The following is a 21,990-nucleotide window of genomic DNA, read 5'->3' as shown; positions in this document are numbered from 1 at the left end:
CATTTTTGGTGACTGACACACCGCTTTCGCGAGCAGGCTCGCTCCCACAGGGGATTTCAGGTGATAGGAAGATCAGGCCAATTCAAGCCAGATCGGCGCGTGGTCGGACGGCTTTTCCATTCCGCGCAATTCGTAGTCCACGCCCGCCGCCTTCACCCGCGGCAACAAACCGTGCGACGCCAGAATCACATCAATCCGCAGCCCGCGCTTTGGCTCATCTTCAAAGCCACGGCTGCGGTAGTCGAACCAGCTGAACATGTCGGTCACGTCCGGGTTCAGGTGGCGATAACTGTCAGTCAGGCCCCAATTTTTCAGGCGCGCCATCCACTCGCGTTCCTCCGGCAGGAAGCTGCATTTGCCGGTTTTCAGCCAGCGCTTCATGTTGTCCGGGCCGATGCCGATGTCGCAGTCTTCCGGGGAAATGTTCACATCGCCCATCACCACCACCGGCTGTTCGTTGTGGAACTGGCTTTCCAGCAGTGCTTGCAGATCGCTGTAGAAACGCTGCTTGGCGGGGAATTTGGTCGGGTGGTCGCGGCTTTCGCCCTGTGGGAAATAGCCGTTCATGATCGTCACCGGCACGCCATTGGCGTCGGCGAAGGTGCCCCAGATAAAGCGGCGCTGGGCGTCTTCTTCGTCGGTGGCAAACCCTTTATGAATGGCGATCGGTTCCTGACGCGAGAGCATCGCCACGCCGTAGTGACCTTTCTGGCCATGGAAATACACGTGGTAACCGAGGGCGCGGACTTCTTCGAGCGGGAACTGGTCGTCGTGGACTTTGGTTTCCTGCAGACCGATCACGTCCGGCTGGTGTTTGTCGATCAGCGCTGCCAGCTGATGCGGACGGGCGCGCAGTCCGTTGATGTTGAAGGAAACGATCTTCATGGTCGGCAGTCCTGGCAAAAGGGCGATGCTAGCTGACATGGGGGAGATGGGCCAGTGTGGGAGAAATCATTTTGGCCTGTGGGATTTGTACGCGATCTGAATGTGGGAGCGAGCCTGCTCGCGAAGGGGCCGGCAAAGATCGATGAAGATCCCGAGTTGGTCTATACCTGTGGGGAACTGTCCCACCGCCAAAAGGTTCGTACCAACAAGAGCGCGGCCATTTGCACGCGCCCCGGGGAGAATCACCGTCATGCCTGAAACCCAGACCGCCATCGCCGACATTCATATGCTCGACCGCGGCTACTCGCGCGAGGCCCGATCGCTGCTGTATCAGGCCTATCGCCACGAGCCGACCTTCGGTTACCTGTTCGAAGCCGAGCGCCCTGGCTACGAACAACGGGTGCGGGCGACGGTGCGTGAACTGGTCAAACAACACTTTCTCCAGGATCTGCCGGCCATCGGCCTGCTGGTCAACGATCGCCTGATCGGCATCGCCCTGATCGCGCCGCCGCAACGACGCCTGGGCGTTACCGAGAGTTGGGCGTGGCGCCTGCGCATGGTGCTCAGCACGGGTTTCCGCTGCACCCGGCGTTATCTGGAATACCACGATGCGGTCTCGGCCTGCGTGCCGACCGATTCGGTGCACATGTTGCCGCTGCTGGGCATTCACCCACAATTTCAGGGCAAGCACTTTGGCGAGCAATTATTGACGGCGGTACACAACTGGTGCGCGGTCGACGAAACCTCGCAAGGCGTGGTGCTCGACACCGGCAATCCGCGTTACCTGGAATTCTATAAAAGGCAGGGTTACGAGGAGATCGGCGAGGTTGCCGTCGGACCGGTGCGTGAACACGTATTTTTCCACGCCAATCCGCAGGTGTTACAAACTGCAACAGCATAACAATCGAACTTCTTGGGAAATTTCCTGTTCTATCACGCTCCCAAGCCCGTGATAGCATCCGCGCCTATGAAGTTTCCAGGAAGATTTACCAGTGGCGTGCTCCTGCTGTTAACCAGCTGCGCGGCGCTGGCGCAAAGTGAATTGGACGTACGGATCAAACCGTCCAACGATGAACTGAAGGCCAATATAGAGGGCTATATCGGCAGCCTCGGCGATCGCGACGAAGAAGCCTTGCTGCGCTTCAGTCGTGGTGCCGAAGAGCAGGCGCGCAAAGCGGCCCAGGCCTTGGGTTATTACCAGCCGCAGATCGAAAGTGACGTCAAGGGCGGCGAGAAACCGCGCCTGGTGCTGAAAATCGATCCCGGCGAACCGATTCGTCTGCGCAACGTCACCATTCGCGTTGATGGCCCGGCGGCCTCCCTCAAATCATTTCGTGTGCCGAAAAGCGACGTGCTCAAGTCTGGCGCGGTGCTTAACCATGGCCGTTACGAAGACGCCAAACGCCTGATTCAGAATCAGGCCTCGCGCTTCGGTTTCTTCAGCGGCCATTTCACCCGGCAAAAACTCCTGGTCGACCCGCGCGCCGGGGTGGCCGACATTGAATTGATCTACGACAGCGGCCCGCGTTATGCGCTGGGCAAAGTCAGTTTCGAAGGCGATACGCCGTTCGACGAAGATCTGCTGCAACGCATGGTGCCGTTCAAGGAGGGCGAGCCGTACGATTCCGAGCTGATCGCCGAACTCAACCGCGACCTGCAATCGAGCGGCTATTTCGAAGGCGTACGCGTCGACGCCGCACCGACCGCCGCGAAAAACGACGTGATCCCGGTCGAGGTCAAACTCGACACGCGCAAGCCGCGGACCATGGGCCTTGGCCTCGGTTATTCCACTGACGTCGGCCCGCGCATCAAAGCCAACTGGACCCGTCACTGGGTCAACCCGCAGGGCGACAGTTATGGCTGGGAAGCCGAGCTGTCGGCGCCGCGGCAAAACGTCGGGCTGTTCTACGACATCCCGCTCGACCCGCCGCTGACCGACAAACTGCGTTGGGCCGGCGGTTACCAATTCGAAGACATCGACGGTTCCGACACGTTGAGCAAACTGCTGACTTTCGGCCCGGAATGGCACAGCAAGTTGCCGAGCGGCTGGCAGCGAGTGATTTCGCTGAAGTGGCAGCGCGAAGAATACGAACTCGGCGACGACTCCGGCCTGAGCACCTTGTTGATGCCCGGCATCAGTTATTCGTACCTGAAAAGCGACAACCGCATCGACCCGCGCAACGGCTACCGCTTGAGCTTCGAAAGCAAAGTGGCGAAGGAAGGTCTCGGTTCGGACAACAACCTTTTATATGGCACGGCGTTGGTCAAAGGCCTGACCACGGTGTTCGACAAACACCGCTTCCTTGGTCGCGTGCAGGTCGGCGGCAGCGCCACCAACGGCTACAACTCGATTCCGCCATCGCTGCGTTTCTTCGCCGGTGGCGATCAGAGCGTGCGTGGGTACGATTATCAGAGCCTGTCGCCGAAAAACTCTGAAGGCGACCGCATCGGCGGGCGCTACATGGTCGCCGGCAGCGTCGAGTATCAATATTCGATCGCCGAAAAATGGCGCGTGGCGACCTTTGTCGATCAGGGCAACTCCTTCAACAAACTCGAACTGCCGAACCTCAAGACCGGGGTCGGTATTGGTGTGCGCTGGGTCTCGCCGGTGGGGCCGATCCGCCTCGACCTGGCCCATGCACTCGACGACGATGGCGGCATCCGGCTGCACTTTTCCATGGGGCCTGAGCTGTGAAGCGTGGTTTGAAAATAACGGCACTGACGCTGTTGGCGCTGGTGTTGTTGATTGTATTGAGCCTCACCGCCGTGCTCGGCACGCAGGCTGGCAGCCGTTGGGTGCTGGGACTCGTGCCCGGCCTGACAGTCGACAATTTCCACGGTCGCCTCGGCGGCCAATGGAGCGCCGATCATCTGGTCTGGCAGCAGGACAGCAGCCGCGTCGAGCTGAACAAGGCAATCTTCGCCTGGTCGCCGCTGTGCCTGACGCGCATGACCCTGTGCATCGAACAGCTTCAGGCTGATCAAGTCATCCTGCAATTTCCGCCCAGTGAAGAAACCACCGAGAGTGGCCCGATCAAATTGCCGGACCTGCAACTGCCGCTGGCCATTGAGCTGGGCGACGTCAAGGTCGGCAGTCTGATGTTCAACGGCAGTGAAGAGCTGCAGGGCTTGCAACTGGCGGCGCACTGGACCGCCCAAGGCCTGCAGATCGACAGCGTGAAATTGCAGCGCGACGAACTCAACCTGAACCTGTCTGGCACACTCACGCCGACCGGTGACTGGCCGTTGAACATTGCCGGCGATCTGACTTTGCCGTCGCCGGGCACTGAGCCGTGGACGTTGGCGTTGAAGGTCGACGGCGATCTGTTGAAAAGTCTCAACTTGCACGCCGACAGCCGTGGTTACCTCGACGGCCAGTTGAGCGGCGAGCTGCAACCGTTGGCGGAAAACCTCCCGGCCAAGGTGCGCATCACTTCCGAGGCGTTCAAACCAAGCGCCGATCTGCCCGACACGCTGCAACTGAATAAATTGCGACTGACTGGCGAAGGCGATCTGAAAAACGGTTACCAGTTAAACGGCAATGCCGAACTCCCCGCCGATCAAGGCCCGGTGGCGCTGCTGCTCAAAGGCAAAGTCGATGCCAGCGGCGCGCAGATCGCCGGCCTCGATCTGACGGCCAACGACAAACAAAGCCTCAAACTCACCGGTAGCGTCGACTGGAGCAAAGGCCTCACCGCCCAAGCCACTATCAACTGGCAGGATTTCCCGTGGCATCGGCTCTACAACGAAATCGACGAGCCACAAGTCGCCTTGCGTACCTTCACTGGCGAAGTTTCCTACACCGACGGTCAATACCTCGGTAACTTCGACGCCGCTCTGGATGGCCCGGCAGGCGCGTTTACCCTGAGCAGTCCGTTCAGCGGCAGCCTTAAACAGATCGCTTTGCCGCAGTTGAAAATGCAAGCCGGGCAGGGCAAGGCTGAAGGTCATGTGAATGTGCAGTTCGCCGATGGCATCGCCTGGGACACCGCGCTGGATCTGTCGGCGCTGAACCCGGCGTACTGGGTCGCCGAATTGCCGGGCACTTTGGCCGGGCCTCTGAAAAGCAAGGGCGAAATGAAGAATGAGCGCCTGAGCCTGACCGCCGATCTCGACCTTAAAGGCAAACTGCGTGGCCAACCGGCGATTCTCCAGGCCAAGGCCGACGGCGCTGGCGAACAGTGGAACCTGAATGCCCTGCAAATCCGCCTCGGCGACAACAGCATCAACGGCAAGGGCAGCCTGCACGAAAAACTCGCCGGGCAGATCGACATCAAGTTGTCGCGACTGGCCCAGCTCTGGCCGCAACTGCGCGGGCAGGTCAATGGTCAGGTCAATGTCGCCGGTACGTTGAAGGCGCCGCAGGGCAAACTCAACCTGCAAGGCTCGCAATTGGCGTTCCAGGACAATCGCCTGCAAAGCCTCAATCTCGATGCGACCCTCGACAGTGCGCAACGGGCGAAGATCGATCTGAAAGGCAGCGGCATTCAGGCCGGCGATACCTCGCTGGGCACGCTGACCGCGAGCGCTCAGGGCGATATCAAGAACCAGAAACTCAACCTCGACCTGATTGGCCCGCAGCTGAAACTGGCCCTCGGCCTGGATGGCACTCTGGACAAGGGCAACTGGCGCGGACGCCTGGCCAGCGGTGATATTCAGGCCGGCGGCCAGGACTGGAAACTGCAAAATCCGGCCAGACTCGAACGTCTGGCCGACGGCAAAATCAACTTCGGCGCGCATTGCTGGCTGTCCGGCGGCGCCAGCTTGTGCGGTGAAGATCAGCGGCTGATGCCTGAGCCGAAACTGCGTTACCACCTCAAGCAGTTCCCCATTGAAAGCCTGGCGCAGTGGTTGCCGAAAGATTTTGCCTGGAAGGGCAAACTCAACGCCGACCTGCAACTGGATCTGCCGGCCAGCGGCCCGAACGGCGTGGTCAGCGTTGACGCCAGCGGCGGTACGTTGCGCATGAAGGACAAGGATCAGTGGCTGGACTTCCCGTACCAGACGCTGAAACTCACCAGCAAACTGACGCCGAAACGCGTCGACACCGAACTCAATTTCGTCGGCGGCAAACTCGGTGAATTGATGGTGCAGGCGCAGCTTAATCCGTTGCCGAAAAACAAACCGCTGAGCGGTTCGTTCCGCCTCTCTGGACTGGATCTGTCGGTGGCACGGCCGTTTGTGCCAATGGTCGAGAAACTCACCGGGCGCCTTAACGGCAGTGGCACGATTTCCGGTGGCTTGCTGGCGCCGCTGGTCAACGGCACCGTGCAATTGAGCGACGGCGAAGTGTCCGGCGCTGAATTGCCGATGGAACTGCAAAATCTGCAACTCACCGCGGTGATCGCTGGCGAATCCGTGCGCCTCGACGGCGGCTGGAAAAGCGGCAAGAGCGGGCAGGGCAGTTTGAACGGCAATGTCGCCTGGGGTCAGGCGCTGGCCGTTGATCTGGCGCTCAAGGGCACGCAATTGCCGGTCACCGTTGAGCCGTACGCGAAACTGGAAGTCGCGCCGGACCTGAAGATTTCCATGGCCGGCGACGAGTTGAAGATTGCCGGCAAAGTGCTGGTGCCCAGAGGCGAAATCACCGTGCGCGAATTGCCGCCATCGACGGTGAAAGTCTCCGACGACACGATCATCGTCGGCGCGCAGACCGAAGAGGGCAAACCACCGATGGCCATGAAAATGGACATCGACGTGGTGGTCGGTGACGACAAACTCGCCTTCGCCGGATTTGGTCTGACCGCCAACGTGCAGGGGCATGTGCACATCGGCGACAACATGGATACCCGTGGCGAGCTGTGGCTCAACGATGGCCGTTACAGTGCCTACGGCCAGCGCCTGTCAGTGCGGCGAGCGCGTCTGCTGTTCGCCGGCCCGATCGATCAGCCGTATCTGGACATCGAAGCGATTCGCCAGACCGACGACGTGATCGCCGGTATTCGCCTGAGCGGCAGCGCCGAGCAGCCGACCACGCAGATCTTCTCCGAGCCGGCGATGAGTCAGGAGCAGGCGCTGTCCTACCTGATTCTGGGCCGTCCGCTGAGCACCAACGGCGAAGACAACAACATGCTCGCGCAAGCGGCGCTGGGCTTGGGCTTGATGGGCAGCTCCGGGGTTACCAGCGGACTGGCCAAAGACCTCGGCATTCAGGACTTCCAGCTCGACACCCAAGGCAGCGGCGATGCCACCAGCGTGGTCGCCAGCGGCAATATCACCGAGAAGCTCAGTTTGCGTTATGGCGTCGGCGTGTTTGAACCGGCCAGCACCATCGCACTGCGCTACAAGCTGAGCAAGAAGGTGTATGTCGAAGCGGCCAGTGGTGTCGCGAGCTCGCTGGATATCTTCTATAAGCGCGATTTCTAGGTCGTGTTGCCAATAGCCGGGTCGCGTCCCTGCGATCCGGCTTTTCCAGAATGTATTAGACTCATCGCAGCCCGAACGCTGCGCGGTTGGCGGCTGCCCGAAAAGAACAGAGACGCCTATGGTCCGCTTGAGTATGGTCTTGCTCGGTCACGAATTTGTCCGCAAGCGTTGGTCCGCGCTGGCGCTGACGGGCGTTGTCTGGGGCGCGGCGGGTGTGGGCATTTTCATTGATGCGCTGGACGGTGTTTTGTATTTCCCGCTGCATCTTTTCGGCTATCTGTTGTTGCTCGAAGCGCTGATCCTTCTGCTGGTGCCGGCCCCACAAGCCGGGACCGCAGCGGCTCTGCGCAAAGCGCGAGGTCTGGCGTTTCTCGTCCTGGGGCTGCTGATCGTCGACAGGCAACATGCGGCCGGGCTGATTCTGGCGGTGCTGTTTGGCGGGGCTTTTATAATCGATGGGGTCTTTCGGCTGGCGGCTGCGGTGGTCGTGCGCTTTGTCGGTTGGCAAGTGTCGCTGCTGGCGGGCTTGTTCGAAATCGGCTTTGGCGTGTTTATTCTCGAGCCGTACCCGACGCTGTATAAGGGCACGGTGCCGTTTTGCATTGGCATGAGCCTCTTCCTCACCGGTTGCGCCTTGTTGCGGCAAGCGGTGCGCTTCAAAAACCAGCCGCCGCTGACAAGCCCGGCTGCGGTCAGTGCGCCGGCCAGCAGCAACGCGCTGGTGATTCATGTCTGGACCCCGAGCGGCACCGTGGACGACACCTTGGTGCGCAATCGCCTGCTCAATCGATACATCGCGGCGGTCGACATCAACGGCGTGATCTCCGCCGGCCATGCGGCACTGGAATGTGGCCCGGACATTTACATCAGCCATTACCCGTTGAACGACATCGATCGTTCGGCGGGGGATTTCGTGCGTTTGCTGCGGGCGACACCGAACAACGATGTCGCCGGCAGGTTTCTGCCGGATTATGCCGGCGAGGTGGCTGACTGGTGCCCGTCTTCGGTGCAGGTCAGTTTTGCCCACTACGACGCCCGGCGCCTCCATGCGTTCTGGACGGAGTATCGGCAGAACAGCACATACAACCTGACCAGTCGCAACTGTTCCAGCGCTGTCGCCCATAGCCTCGAAGCGGCCCTTGAAGGGGCGATGAACCGCGGCCATTCGAGCATGCTCGACTTCGCCCGAGTCATCATCAGCCGCGAGTTCTGGGTCGCGGCGCAAGTGCGCAAGCGCGCCGAGGTGATGGCCTGGACGCCCGGGCTGGTGCTCGATTATGCGCGGGCGCTGCATGCTGCGGTCGAGCCGGCACCGCCGGGCTGGCACAGTATTTACGCGGTGAGCAAACGCGCCTGTGGGTATGTGGCGACTGCCTTGCGTGGGCGGGAGGTGCATCCGGTGCAACCGCCATCTGCCCGTCCTTCCGACGAATCCTGATTGATCCTGTACCGAGTCGCGCCCCTCGCGAGCAGGCTCGCTCCCACATTGGATCTCTGATCAGCACAGAGTTTGTGCCTGATGGAGATCCCTGTGGGAGCGAGCCTGCTCGCGAAGGCGTCAGTGCGTGCGCAACAAATCCCACTCCATTGGTCAACTAATTACAAAGCAACCTAACTATTGCGTTGACATTCGCTGCCTAGGCAGTAACATCTCGACATACATTCACTGCCTAGGCAGTTATTAGGTGAGTACATGAAGCATTTCACCCCGGACGAATTCAAACATTGCCATCTCGGCCTGTTGCTTGGCCGTGCGGCGTTGCTCAAGGACCGGATCATCGACACCCACATGGAACCTCACGGCATCACCGCCGCGCAGTTCAAGGTGTTGATCATCATGGCCCAGTACGGCGTCGATACCCCGGCCGAACTGTGCCGGCATCTGTCGCTCGACAGCGGTTCGATGACGCGCATGCTTGATCGTCTGGAGCAGAAAGGTTTCCTGGCTCGCCAACGCAGCGAAGGCGATCGCCGTCAGGTGCAACTGAAACTGACCGAACAAGGCCAGCAACTGGCCGATCGCCTGCCGCACATCGGCGCCGATGCAATGAATGAACTGGCGGGCGCCGTCACCCCGGACGAGTTGAAAACCCTGGAATACATTCTCAAGAAAATCCTGCTGGCAGCCGGTGACCCGATCACTATCCAGCGGTTAGGTGAACACAATGAGCGGTAAAACCTTGCGCAGCAGCCTGACGTTGGTGCTGTCGGCGATGATCCTCGCCGGTTGCGCCAACTACAGCGGCCTCGACACCCAAGGCCAGAGCCTCGATGCGAAAAGCCTGAAGGCCGGCCAATCCCTCAACGGCGTGACCCTGTCGTCGGCCGCGTGGCCGAAAAGCGACTGGTGGACCAGCCTCGGCGATCCGCAACTCGACGGCTTGATCCGCGAGGCCCTGCAGGACAGCCCGGACATGCAGATTGCCGAAGCGCGCGCCCATCAGGCCAGCGCCGCGGCGTATGCCGCCGACGCCGCACGCTATCCGACCCTCGACGCCAGCGCCGGCATCAGCCGTTCGCGTCTGGCCAAGGATCAGGATCCGCTGGGGCAGGGCGATGCCTATGCCACCGTGCGTAATGTCAGTGCCGGTTTCAATTACAACTTTGACCTGTGGGGCGGCCAGCGTGATGCCTGGGAAGCTGCACTCGGTCAGGCCCGTGCCGCTGAAGTTGATCGTCAGGCTGCTCAGCTGACCCTCGCCGCGGACGTCGCTCGTGCCTACAGCGATCTCGGTCAGGCGCACATCGTCTACGACCTGGCCAACGACGACCTGAAACGCACCAAGCAGATGCTCGACCTGAGCCAGCGTCGCCTGAGTTCCGGGATCGACAGCCAGTACCAGTTCCAGCAAACGCAAAGTCTGGAAGCCAGTTCCGAGGCCAGCCTGATCGACGCGGAAAAACGTCTGAACAGCGCCAGGATTGCCTTGGCTGTGCTACTCGGCAAAGGCCCGGATCGCGGCAATGAAATCGCCCGACCGAAAGTGCTTCAGGCTAGCGCTGTCGCCGTGCCATCGGTATTGCCGGCGGAACTGCTCGGTCGTCGTCCGGATCTGGTTGCTGCGCGCTGGCGTGTAGAGGCCGCGAGCAAAGACATCGACTCGGCGAAAACCCAGTTCTATCCCAACTTGAACCTGTCGGCTTCCGCCGGTGCCGAATCGTTGTTGGGTGACGCGATGTTCGGCTCGGCCAGTCGCTTCTTCAACATTGCCCCGACCATTTCGGTGCCGATCTTCGACGGCGGACGCCTGCGCGCCAACCTCGATGCGCGCGACGCTGATTACGATCTGGCGGTGGCGCAGTACAACGAAAGCCTGGTGAAAGCACTGGGCGATGTCAGCGACACGATCAACCAGTTGCGTGACATCGGCCGGCAGATCGGTGCGCAGCAACACGCCACCGAGATTGCTCAGGACTCTTACAACACCGTCGTCCAGCGTTACGGTTCCGGCATCGGCAACTACCTGGACGTGCTCAGCATCGAGCAGCAATTGCTGCAGGCCCAGCGTCAGTTGGCCAACCTCAATGCCGAGCAGATCGACCTGTCGATTCAACTGATGCAAGCGCTGGGCGGCGGCTTTCAGGGGCAGACCCTGACCGCAGCCAACGCCACCCCAGCCACGCCGCACAACTAATTCAGGTATTTGTCATGGCCACTGCCGAAAACACTCAAGCTCAAGACAACACGCCCGACAACGGCAACCCGCGCAAACGCAAAGTGATGCTGCTGGTGCTGGCCGTTGTCGTCCTGCTCGCCTGCGCTGGCGTCTGGGCGTATCACGAATTCATCGGACGCTTTAACGAGAGCACTGACGACGCCTACGTCAACGGTAACGTCGTCGAAATCACCCCGCTGGTGACCGGCACCGTGGTCAGCATTGGCGCAGACGATGGTGATCTGGTTCACGAAGGTCAGGTGCTGATCAACTTCGACCCGAACGACGCCGAAGTCGGTCTGCAAAGTGCGCAGGCAAAACTGGCGCGCACCGTGCGTCAGGTGCGCGGTCTGTACAGCAACGTTGACGGCATGAAAGCCCAGGTCAACGCGCAACAGGCCGAAGTGCAGAAGGCCCAGGACAATTACAACCGCCGGAAAAACCTGGCGCAGGGCGGGGCGATTTCCCAGGAAGAACTGTCCCACGCTCGCGACGACCTGACCTCGGCGCAAAACGCCTTGGCCAATGCGAAGCAGCAACTGAAAACCACCAGCGCCCTGGTTGATGACACCGTGGTGTCGTCGCATCCGGACGTGATGTCGGCCGCAGCCGATCTGCGTCAGGCGTACCTGACCAATGCGCGCAGCACCTTGATCGCGCCGGTCACCGGTTACGTCGCCAAGCGCACCGTGCAACTCGGTCAGCGTGTGCAACCGGGCACGGCGTTGATGGCGGTGATTCCGCTGGATCAGCTGTGGATCGATGCCAACTTCAAGGAAACCCAACTGCGTGACATGCGCATCGGTCAGCCGGTCGATATCGAATCCGACATCTATGGCAGCGACGTGAAATACAGCGGCACCGTCGACAGCCTCGGCGCTGGCACCGGCAGCGCGTTTGCTCTGCTGCCGGCGCAGAACGCCACCGGTAACTGGATCAAGATCGTTCAGCGTGTGCCGGTGCGGATTCACATCAATGCCGAAGAACTGGCCAAGCACCCGCTGCGCGTCGGTCTGTCGACCAACGTTGAAGTGAATCTGCACGACCAGAGCGGCCCGGTGTTGGCGCAACAGCCACCGCAGAAAGCCTCGTTCAGCACCAATGTCTACGACCGCCAACTGGCCGAAGCCGACGCGATGATTGCGCAGCTGATCCACGACAACAGCGCAGCGGTGAGCAAAACCGCGCAACGCTGAATCGAGACTTTGGCACTGCCCATTGTGGGAGCGAGCTTGCTCGCGAAAGCGGAGTGTCATTCGCCGTTGATTTGTCTGGTACACCGCCTTCGCGAGCAAGCTCGCTCCCACAGGGGGGGCGGTGTTCATCAGCACGCGGCGTCAACCTGGTTTCATAGGATTCACAATGAGCAATAACGCTTCTTTCACGCCGCCCAGCCTGTTGCTCAGCACCATTGGCCTGTCGCTGGCGACCTTCATGCAAGTGCTCGACACCACCATTGCCAACGTGGCGCTGCCGACGATTTCCGGCAACCTCGGGGTGAGTTCGGAGCAGGGCACCTGGGTGATCACCTCGTTCGCCGTGAGCAACGCGATTGCGTTGCCGCTCACCGGTTGGCTCAGCCGCCGTTTCGGCGAGGTGAAGCTTTTTCTCTGGGCCACCATTCTGTTCGTGTTGGCCTCGTTTCTCTGCGGTATTTCCACCTCGATGCCGGAACTGATCGGCTTCCGCGTGCTGCAAGGTCTGGTCGCCGGGCCGTTGTACCCGATGACGCAAACCCTGTTGATCGCGGTCTATCCGCCCGCGAAGCGAGGGATGGCCCTCGCGTTACTGGCGATGGTTACGGTGGTTGCGCCGATTGCAGGTCCCATTCTCGGTGGCTGGATTACCGACAGTTATAGCTGGCCGTGGATCTTCTTCATCAACGTGCCGATCGGCATCTTTGCGGTGATGGTCGTGCGTTCGCAACTGGCCAAACGTCCGGTGGAAACCAGCCGTCAGCCGATGGATTACGTCGGTCTGATCACGCTGATCATTGGCGTCGGTGCGTTGCAGGTGATCCTCGACAAGGGCAACGACCTCGACTGGTTCGAATCGAACTTCATCATTATTGGCGCGGCGATTTCGGTGGTGGCGCTGGCGGTATTCGTGATCTGGGAAATGACCGACAAGCACCCCGTGGTGAATCTGCGCCTGTTCGCTTATCGCAACTTCCGCATCGGTACGCTGGTGCTGGTGTTGGGTTACGCCGGGTTCTTCGGCATCAATCTGATCCTGCCGCAGTGGTTGCAGACGCAAATGGGCTACACCGCGACATGGGCCGGTCTGGCCGTGGCGCCGATCGGCATTCTGCCGGTGCTGCTGTCGCCGTTTGTCGGCAAGTATGCGAACAAGTTCGACCTGCGGTTACTGGCCGGTCTGGCATTTCTGGCGATTGGTCTGAGCTGCTTCATGCGCGCCGGGTTTACCAATGAAGTCGACTTCCAGCACATCGCGCTGGTGCAACTGTTCATGGGCATTGGCGTGGCGCTGTTCTTCATGCCGACCCTGAGCATTCTGATGTCGGACTTGCCGCCGAACCAGATTGCTGACGGCGCCGGTCTTGCGACGTTCCTGCGGACTTTGGGCGGTAGCTTTGCGGCGTCGCTGACCACATGGATCTGGATTCGCCGGGCCGACCAGCATCATGCGTACATGAGCGAAAGCATCAGCACCTTCGAACCGGCCACGCGCGAAACCTTGAATCATTTAGGCGGCGCGAGCCAATCGGCTTATGCGCAGATGGATCAGATTCTGACGAGCCAGGCGTACATGCTCTCCACCGTGGATTACTTCACGTTGCTGGGCTGGGGTTTTATGGGCTTGATTCTGATTGTGTGGCTGGCCAAACCGCCGTTTGCCGCCAAGGCAGGGCCGGCCGCCAGCGGTCACTGATCCCGCAAGATCGTTCCCACGCTCTGCGTGGGAATGCCTCAGCGGACGCTCTGCGTTCGGCTCTGGATGGGACGCGGAGCGTCCCGGGCTGCATTCCCACGCGGAGCGTGGGAACGATCATGCGCTCGGGGCGGGCAGGGCGGGCGGCGGGGCGAAATCGAACGGTGCCAAGGCATACCCGCTTTCATCCACCTGCAACGCCCAACCCTGTCGATCCCAATCCCCCAGCACAATGCGCTTCGCCGCTTGTTCACCAATCTGCAATTTGTGAATCGCCGGCCGATGGGTGTGCCCGTGGATCAGGGTTTTCACGCCATATGCCTGCATGATCCGCGGAACCTCTTCAGCCGTGACATCGACAATGTCATTGGCCTTCATCCGCGTCTGCGCCTTGCTCTCGCTGCGCAGTTTGCGCGCCAGTTTGTGGCGGCTGCTCAGCGGCAGGTTTCGCAGGATAAACAGCGTGATCGGGTTGCGCAGATAACGCCGCAGCTTCATATAGCCAACGTCGCGGGTGCAGAGGCTGTCACCGTGCATCAACAGCACGGGCTCGCCATAAAACTGCACGACACTCGGATCCTTCAACAACGTACAGCCGGCCTGCTTGCAGAAGGCCTTGCCGAGCATGAAGTCGCGATTGCCGTGCATCAGAAAAATCGCCGTGCCGCTGTCGCTCAATTGGCGCAGGGCCTGGCAGATGGAACGCTGGAAAGGCGTCATGGCGTCGTCGCCAATCCACGCTTCGAAGAAGTCGCCGAGAATGTACAACGCACTCGCCGAGCGGGCACGTCCGGCGAGCAAATCCAGAAACGCCCGGGTAATGTCCGGGCGCTCCTCTTCCAGATGCAAGTCTGAAATCAGCAATATCACGCTTCGATGATCTCGGCTTTCTCGATGATCACGTCTTCTGCTGGTACGTCCTGGTGGCCGGCCTTGGAAGTGGTCGAAACACCTTTGATCTTGTCGACAACGTCAGTGCCGGCGGTGACTTTACCGAATACCGCGTAGCCCCAGCCCTGAGTGTTCTTGCCGCTGTGGTTGAGGAAGGTGTTGTCGGCAACGTTGATGAAGAACTGCGCGGAAGCCGAATGCGGCTCCATGGTGCGAGCCATGGCAACGGTGTACTTCTCGTTGGAAAGACCGTTGTCAGCTTCGTTCTGGATGCTTGGACGCTTGTCTTTCTTTTCCTTCATGCCTGGCTCGAAACCGCCGCCCTGGATCATGAAGTTGCCTATGACGCGGTGGAAAACGGTGTTTTCGTAGTGACCGGCGTTGACGTACTCGATGAAGTTGGCGACGGTGATCGGCGCCTTTTCAGCGTTCAGTTCGATGACGATGTCGCCATGATTGGTGGTCAATTTAACTTGAGTCATGATCGCTACTCTTTAGAGGAATTCGTGGTTTTGGGACATCGAGCCCCCAAACCGGTTCAGCCAGCGTGGGCCAAGGTGCGCAGTTTAGCGTGACAGGCGCGAATTTCGAGGCTGTTTTTCAATTCCCGGCGATTAAATGCGCTCCTTTATAGGCCGCGCTCTGTCAGCCCCTTGACAGCATCGGCTATGATAGCGGCTTTGTTTTGTCTGGCCCCTCTGCGGCCGCGCACCTGTAAGTCAAGGATCCTATGAGCAAGCCCACTGTCGACCCTACCTCGAATGCCAAGTCCGGCCCTGCCGTGCCGGTCAATTTCCTGCGGCCGATCATCCAGGCAGACCTGGACTCGGGCAAGCACACGCAGATCGTCACCCGTTTCCCGCCTGAGCCCAACGGCTACCTGCACATCGGCCACGCCAAGTCGATCTGTGTGAACTTCGGCCTGGCCCAGGAGTTCGGCGGCGTCACGCATCTGCGCTTTGACGACACCAACCCGGCCAAGGAAGACCAGGAATACATCGACGCGATCGAAAGCGACGTCAAATGGCTGGGCTTCGAATGGTCCGGCGAAGTGCGCTATGCCTCGCAGTATTTCGACCAGTTGCACGACTGGGCCGTCGAGCTGATCAAGGCCGGCAAAGCCTACGTCGACGACCTGACCCCGGAGCAGGCCAAGGAATACCGTGGCAGCCTGACCGAGCCGGGCAAGAACAGCCCGTTCCGCGACCGTTCGGTTGAAGAGAACCTCGACTGGTTTGCGCGCATGCGTGCCGGTGAGTTCCCGGACGGCGCCCGCGTGCTGCGCGCGAAGATCGACATGGCCTCGCCGAACATGAACCTGCGCGACCCGATCATGTACCGCATCCGCCACGCCCATCACCACCAGACCGGCGACAAGTGGTGCATCTACCCGAACTACGACTTCACCCACGGTCAGTCGGATGCCATCGAAGGCATCACCCACTCGATCTGCACCCTGGAATTCGAGAGCCATCGTCCGCTGTACGAGTGGTTCCTCGACGCCCTGCCAGTGCCGGCGCACCCGCGTCAGTACGAGTTCAGCCGTCTGAACCTCAACTACACCATCACCAGCAAGCGCAAGCTCAAGCAACTGGTCGATGAAAAGCACGTCAACGGCTGGGACGATCCGCGCATGTCCACGCTGTCGGGCTTCCGCCGCCGTGGCTACACGCCAAAATCGATCCGCAACTTCTGCGAAATGATCGGCACCAACCGTTCCGACGGCGTAGTCGACTTCGGCATGCTTGAATTCAGCATCCGTGACGACCTCGACCACACTGCGCCGCGCGCCATGTGCGTGCTGCGTCCACTGAAAGTCGTCATCACCAACTACCCGGAAGGCCAGGTCGAAAACCTCGAACTGCCGCGCCACCCGAAAGAAGACATGGGCGTGCGCGCTCTGCCGTTCGCCCGGGAAATCTACATCGACCGTGACGACTTCATGGAAGAGCCGCCGAAGGGCTACAAGCGCCTGGAGCCAGCCGGTGAAGTGCGTCTGCGCGGCAGCTACGTGATCCGTGCCGACGAAGCGATCAAGGACGCCGATGGCAACATCGTCGAACTGCGTTGCTCGTACGACCCGGAAACCCTCGGCAAGAACCCTGAAGGCCGCAAGGTCAAAGGCGTGATCCACTGGGTACCGGCTGCGGCCAGCGTCGAGTGCGAAGTGCGTCTGTACGATCGTCTGTTCCGCTCGGCCAATCCTGAGAAGGCTGAAGACAGCGCGAGTTTCCTCGACAACATCAACCGTGATTCGCTGCAGGTACTCACCGGTTGTCGTGCGGAGCCATCGCTTGGCAATGCACAGCCGGAAGACCGTTTCCAGTTCGAGCGCGAAGGCTACTTCGTTGCCGATTTGAAGGACTCGAAACCAGGTCAGCCGGTATTCAACCGTACCGTGACCCTGCGTGATTCGTGGGGCCAGTGATTCAGCGTCAAGGAAATTAAAAGTGCTGACGATTTACAACACGCTCACCAAGAGCAAAGAAGTCTTCAAGCCGCTCGATGGCAACAATGTGCGCATGTACGTCTGCGGGATGACCGTGTACGACTACTGCCACATTGGCCACGGCCGCAGCATGGTCGCGTTCGACCTGGTGACCCGCTGGTTGCGGTTCAGCGGTTACAACCTGACCTACGTGCGCAACATCACCGATATTGAAGACAAGATCATCAATCGTGCCCGCGAAAACGGTGAGCCGTACGACGCACTGACCGAGCGCATGATCACCGCGATGCACGAGGACGAGGCGCGCCTCAACATCCTCAAGCCGGACATGGAACCGCGTGCCACCGATCACATTCCGGGCATGCTGAGCATGATCCAGACCTTGATCGACAAGGGTTACGCCTACGCGCCGGGCAATGGCGACGTGTACTACCGCGTCGCCAAATTCATGGGCTACGGCAAGCTGTCGCGCAAGAAGATCGAAGACCTGCGCATCGGCGCGCGCATCGAAGTCGACGAAGCCAAGCAGGATCCGCTGGACTTCGTGCTGTGGAAAGCCACCAAGCCGGGCGAGCCGAGCTGGGAATCGCCGTGGGGCGCCGGGCGTCCGGGCTGGCACATCGAGTGCTCGGTGATGTCCACCTGCTGCCTCGGTGAGACCTTCGATATTCATGGCGGCGGCAGCGACCTCGAGTTCCCGCACCACGAAAACGAAATCGCCCAGAGCGAAGCGGCCACCGGCAAGACCTACGCCAACGCGTGGATGCATTGCGGCATGATTCGCATCAATGGCGAGAAGATGTCCAAGTCGTTGAACAACTTCTTCACCATCCGCGACGTGCTGGAAAAGTACCACCCGGAAGTCGTGCGTTACCTGCTGGTGTCGAGCCACTACCGCAGCGCGATCAACTACTCGGAAGACAACCTCAAGGACGCAAAGGGCGCACTCGAGCGTTTCTACCACGCGTTGAAAGGCCTGCCGACCGTCGCGCCTGCTGGCGGCGAAGCGTTTGTTGAACGCTTCACCACCGTGATGAACGACGACTTCGGCACGCCGGAAGCCTGCGCGGTGCTGTTCGAGATGGTGCGTGAGATCAACCGTCTGCGTGAGAGCGATCTCGATGCAGCGGCGGGTCTGGCGGCGCGTCTGAAAGAACTGGCGAGTGTGCTGGGTGTGTTGCAGCTTGAAGCCGATGACTTCCTGCAGGCGGGCGCTGAAGGGCGTGTCGATGCGGCTGAAGTTGATGCGCTGATTGCGGCGCGTCTGGCGGCACGGGCCGGGAAGAATTGGGCTGAGTCGGATCGAATTCGTGATCAGCTCACCGCCATGGGTGTTGTGTTGGAAGACGGCAAGGGTGGGACTACCTGGCGTCTGGCTGACTGATTGCCGCGTTTAGCTTGATGATCGTTCCCACGCTCTGCGTGGGAACGCCTCTTCGGACGCTCCGCGTTCGGCTTTGCAGGGACGCAGACCGTCCCGGGCTGCATTCCCACGCGGAGCGTGGGAACGATCAGAACAAAACCCGCCTTGTGCGGGTTTTTGTTTTTCTGCTGCACAGCCGAGGTTGCTTTTGACGTTCGCGCAGGTCTTTATGTCGGCAACGCGTTTAGCAGGATGCTGAGCGGCGAAGAATATCGAAGGGCAACATTATGGCAAATCACTACCGCGAACTGTTCAAGACCCCCGGCGCCACCGGGTTAGTGCTCGCGAGTTCCATCGCCCGATTACCGCAGGCAATGATCGGCATCGGCATCATCACCATGCTGGTCCAGCAAACCAGTGTCTACTGGCTGGCCGGTGCCGTCGCCGGTACGTTCACCCTGGCCAACGCGCTGCTCGGCCCGCCCATCTCCAGACTGGTTGATCAGCATGGCCAAAGCCGCGTGCTGCCCGTGGTCACGGCGTTCAGTATTGCCATGCTGCTGGCGCTGATCATTGCCGTCCACTGGCGCGCACCCGCCACGTTGCTGTTTGTTCTGGCGGCTCTGGCGGGGACGATGCCGAGCATGCCGTCGATGATTCGCGCCCGATGGACACAGTTATTCCGGGGCAAGCCGCAATTACACACAGCGTTCTCCCTGGACACGGTCCTCACCGAAATGGCCTACATCGTCGGCCCGCCCCTGGCGATTGGTTTGAGTGTGAGCTTTTTCGCCGAAGCCGGGCCACTGGTCGCGGTCGGGTTGCTGGCCGCCGGAGTGACGGCGTTCCTCTTGCAACGCCAGACTGAACCCAAGGTTGTCGTGGGCCACGCTAGCCATGGTGGCTCGACCTTGCTGATCCCCGGCGTTCGCACCATTGTTCTGGCGCTGTTGGCGATGGGCGTCATTGGCGGAGCGATCGATGTCGCCGTCGTCGCCTTCGCCAATGCGCAAGGCTGGCCGGGCGCTGCGACCTTCTGCCTCGCCGCCTATGCGTTCGGTTCGCTGGTGGCGGGCCTGACGTTTGGTGCGATGAGGGTTTCCCTGGCGATTGAAAAACAGTTTCTGATCGGAATATTGGTCACAGCGTTCACCGGCGTGCTGCCCATTTTTGCAACGGACGTTTATGTGCTGACCGCGGCGCTGTTTATCGCCGGTATCTCGTTTGCGCCGACGATGGTCGTGGTCATGAAAATGGGCACGATCATTATTCCGCCGTCGCGGATGACCGAAGGGCTGACGTGGATGACTACCGGTATCAGCGTGGGGGTTGCACTCGGCGGCATGCTGGCGGGGCCAGTCATTGATGCGTTTGGCGCGCGCGCGGGATTTGCGGTGGCCATTGGTGCAGGTTTGATGATGGTGGTCGTTGTGCTGGTGGGGTTGCGGACATTGGAGGCGGCTTCGGCTGTGCAGGTCGAGCCAGCCATTTAAGGTCAACAGATCGCATTTCCATGTCGGAGCTGCCGAAGGCTGCGATCTATTGATCCTGGCTGCTATGCGCCCAACTGCCGTAATCGCTTATAGAGGGTATTGCGGCTCACCCCCAACCGCCGCGCCAAATGCGAAATATTACCCCCGGAGGCCTTCAACTCCCGGTTCAACGCATCCAGATCGTCCAAATCAACCTCCAACGGCGCCGCGCTCTCCACCGGCTCCATCTCCAGATCCACAAAAAAATCATCCGGCAAATGTTCAGGCCGCACCGGCTGCTCCTCAGCCATCGCCAGCGCCACCTGCATCACGCTACTGACCTGACGCAAATTACCCGGCCACGGATGACGGCTGAACAACTCCAGCACCTCCTGACTCAACCCCGCCCACTGCGTCGGTTCTCGATGCTGTTCCCACAGCCGTTTAAACAACGCCTCTTTATCACTGCGCTCACGAAGCGGCGGCAACTCCAGCGTCAACCCACCAATGCGGTAATACAAATCCTCACGAAACCGTCCCAATTGCACCTGTTCGCGCAACGAACGGTTGGTCGCCGAGATAATCCGCAAATCTACCGGGAACAACTCGCTGCTACCGACCGGTTGCACGCAGCGCTCCTGCAATACCCGCAACAACCGCGCCTGCGTCGGCAACGGCATATCGCCAATTTCATCGAGGAACAGCGTGCCTTTGTCTGCCTTGCGAATCAGGCCGATGCTGCCTTTCTGATTGGCGCCGGTGAACGCGCCTTTCTCGTAGCCGAACAGTTCGGACTCGACCAGTTCGGCGGGGATCGCGGCACAGTTGACGGCAATGAATGCCTGCTTGCTGCGCGAGCTGGCCTGATGCAGGGCTTTGACGAAGACTTCCTTGCCGACGCCGGTTTCGCCGTGGATCAGCAGCGGAATGTCTTTCTCCAGCAACCGTTCAGCCTGGCGCACGGCTTTTTCCACGCGACTATCGCCGAAGTGAAGAGTGTTGAGGCTGATCGCGTTCGATACGGCGGGTTTGTTTTCCGCGACGAACACTCGGGCCTGAATCGGCGCCTGTTTCGGCCGCTTCAACAGACACTGAAAGCGGTTGCGCCCGGAGGTCTGCAAGGCAAACGGCAAGCCGTCCGGTTGGTTGATCAATTCCAGCAGCGACACCTTGAACAGGCTTTCAACGCTGACCCGCGACAAGCGCACACCGAGCAAATTGTCCGCGCGGCGATTCGCCGACAACACCTGCCCACTCTCATCGAAGATCAACAACCCGGCCCACTGACTGTCGAGGTTGTTCAACCCGGTGTTGAAGGTCAGTTGAAAATGTTGGCCGTGGAACAGGTTGAGGATCAGCCGGTTTTCCACAGTCTGGCTCATCATCTTGACCATGCCCAAGGTATGCGAGGGCGGCAGGTAGCTGTCGCTGGACACATCGAGCACCGCGATTACCTTGCGCTCGGCGTCAAAAATCGGCGCAGCGGAACCGGTCATGAAGCGGTTGGCTTTCAGAAAGTGTTCATCGTGTTCGATATGCACCGCTTGTTCGCAGGCCAGCGCCGTGCCAATCGCATTGGTGCCGCTGGTGCGCTCGACCCAACTTGCACCAGCCTGAAAGCCCCGGGCCAGATTCGGTTCGATAAAACGCTGCGTGCCCCACGAGGTCAGGACTCGGCCCTGATTGTCAGCGAGCATGATCAGGCAGTTGGAGTTGCTGAGGATGTTTTCGTAATAGGGCAGGACTTCCTGGTGCGTGGTCTGCACCAGTGAATGATGGCTATCGAGCAACTGCGCAATACCGGCGGCTGGGAGCTGATCGAAGGCCGGGGTGCTTTGATGGTCGAGACCGAACGCGCGGCAACGTTGCCAGGAAGTCTGGATGATCGCGTCGTGGGACAGCGGCGGGGCAGGTGCGGCCATGGCAGTGGGCCTCTGATGCAGCGATTTTTATTGTTGTTATGAACCCAAATGCTGAGCAAAACACAGATCCCCATGTGGGAGCGAGCCTGCTCGC

General features: G+C 60.3%; 15 protein-coding genes. 11 read left to right on the top strand and 4 right to left on the bottom strand.

The window, feature by feature from the left end:
- Positions 1-72: 72 nt before the first annotated feature.
- Entirely contained in the window at positions 73-885 is an 813-nt protein-coding gene (xthA, locus tag ACQ4OE_RS25455; protein WP_430948318.1) for an exodeoxyribonuclease III, read from the bottom strand.
- Positions 886-1,135: 250 nt separating this feature from the next.
- On the opposite strand from xthA, the gene ACQ4OE_RS25450 reads away from it, so the two are divergent.
- From ACQ4OE_RS25450 to ACQ4OE_RS25415, 8 genes are all read left to right on the top strand, one after another.
- A complete protein-coding gene (locus ACQ4OE_RS25450; RefSeq protein ID WP_122590338.1) occupies positions 1,136-1,786 on the top strand; it encodes a GNAT family N-acetyltransferase in 651 nt (216 codons plus the stop codon).
- Between the two features lie 66 nt (positions 1,787-1,852).
- Positions 1,853-3,580, top strand: a complete 1,728-nt coding sequence (locus ACQ4OE_RS25445; RefSeq protein ID WP_430948317.1) for an autotransporter assembly complex protein TamA — start codon at positions 1,853-1,855, stop codon at positions 3,578-3,580.
- Positions 3,577-7,251 carry a translocation/assembly module TamB domain-containing protein gene (locus tag ACQ4OE_RS25440; protein ID WP_430948316.1) on the top strand — a complete coding sequence of 1,225 codons (3,675 nt, stop codon included), beginning with the start codon at positions 3,577-3,579 and terminating at the stop codon, positions 7,249-7,251. Before ACQ4OE_RS25445 ends, ACQ4OE_RS25440 begins: the two co-directional genes overlap by 4 nt.
- 118 nt (positions 7,252-7,369) lie before the next feature.
- Positions 7,370-8,689 carry an HdeD family acid-resistance protein gene (locus ACQ4OE_RS25435; protein WP_430948315.1) on the top strand — a complete coding sequence of 440 codons (1,320 nt, stop codon included), beginning with the start codon at positions 7,370-7,372 and terminating at the stop codon, positions 8,687-8,689.
- Positions 8,690-8,944: 255 nt separating this feature from the next.
- Positions 8,945-9,427 carry a MarR family transcriptional regulator gene (locus ACQ4OE_RS25430; RefSeq protein ID WP_122590332.1) on the top strand — a complete coding sequence of 161 codons (483 nt, stop codon included), beginning with the start codon at positions 8,945-8,947 and terminating at the stop codon, positions 9,425-9,427.
- Positions 9,417-10,886: an efflux transporter outer membrane subunit gene (locus ACQ4OE_RS25425; protein WP_430948314.1), complete on the top strand. Its 1,470-nt coding sequence runs from the start codon at positions 9,417-9,419 to the stop codon at positions 10,884-10,886. Before ACQ4OE_RS25430 ends, ACQ4OE_RS25425 begins: the two co-directional genes overlap by 11 nt.
- Positions 10,887-10,900: 14 nt before the next feature.
- A complete protein-coding gene (locus tag ACQ4OE_RS25420) occupies positions 10,901-12,103 on the top strand; it encodes an efflux RND transporter periplasmic adaptor subunit (RefSeq protein ID WP_122590328.1) in 1,203 nt (400 codons plus the stop codon).
- 166 nt (positions 12,104-12,269) lie between these two features.
- The gene (locus tag ACQ4OE_RS25415) at positions 12,270-13,799 is read left to right on the top strand and encodes a DHA2 family efflux MFS transporter permease subunit (RefSeq protein WP_122590326.1); all 1,530 of its coding nucleotides are present in this window, start codon (positions 12,270-12,272) and stop codon (positions 13,797-13,799) included.
- 117 nt (positions 13,800-13,916) lie between these two features.
- On the opposite strand, the gene lpxH is transcribed toward ACQ4OE_RS25415, so the two are convergent.
- On the bottom strand, positions 13,917-14,669 hold the full coding sequence (lpxH, locus tag ACQ4OE_RS25410) for a UDP-2,3-diacylglucosamine diphosphatase (RefSeq protein ID WP_430948313.1): 753 nt from the start codon (positions 14,667-14,669) through the stop codon (positions 13,917-13,919).
- Positions 14,666-15,172 (bottom strand): peptidylprolyl isomerase, encoded by a 507-nt coding sequence (locus tag ACQ4OE_RS25405; protein WP_430948312.1) that lies wholly within the window; start codon positions 15,170-15,172, stop codon positions 14,666-14,668. Before ACQ4OE_RS25405 ends, lpxH begins: the two co-directional genes overlap by 4 nt.
- Before the next feature lie 248 nt (positions 15,173-15,420).
- On the opposite strand from ACQ4OE_RS25405, the gene ACQ4OE_RS25400 reads away from it, so the two are divergent.
- From ACQ4OE_RS25400 to ACQ4OE_RS25390, 3 genes are all read left to right on the top strand, one after another.
- Positions 15,421-17,118: a glutamine--tRNA ligase/YqeY domain fusion protein gene (locus ACQ4OE_RS25400; protein ID WP_430948311.1), complete on the top strand. Its 1,698-nt coding sequence runs from the start codon at positions 15,421-15,423 to the stop codon at positions 17,116-17,118.
- 22 nt (positions 17,119-17,140) lie between these two features.
- Positions 17,141-18,523, top strand: a complete 1,383-nt coding sequence (cysS, locus tag ACQ4OE_RS25395) for a cysteine--tRNA ligase (RefSeq protein ID WP_430948310.1) — start codon at positions 17,141-17,143, stop codon at positions 18,521-18,523.
- Positions 18,524-18,789: 266 nt separating this feature from the next.
- Entirely contained in the window at positions 18,790-19,995 is a 1,206-nt protein-coding gene (locus ACQ4OE_RS25390) for an MFS transporter (RefSeq protein WP_430948309.1), read from the top strand.
- A 62-nt stretch (positions 19,996-20,057) separates the two neighbouring features.
- Here ACQ4OE_RS25390 and ACQ4OE_RS25385 read toward each other — a convergent pair whose 3' ends face one another.
- The gene (locus ACQ4OE_RS25385; protein ID WP_430948308.1) at positions 20,058-21,896 is read right to left on the bottom strand and encodes a sigma-54-dependent Fis family transcriptional regulator; all 1,839 of its coding nucleotides are present in this window, start codon (positions 21,894-21,896) and stop codon (positions 20,058-20,060) included.
- Between the last annotated feature and the right edge of the window lie 94 nt (positions 21,897-21,990).

The organism is Pseudomonas sp. WC2 (assembly GCF_050586545.1).
Lineage (GTDB): Bacteria > Pseudomonadota > Gammaproteobacteria > Pseudomonadales > Pseudomonadaceae > Aquipseudomonas.
Note: the sequence above shows the minus strand (reverse complement) of the source record. Positions and strands in the feature narration are given on the sequence as shown.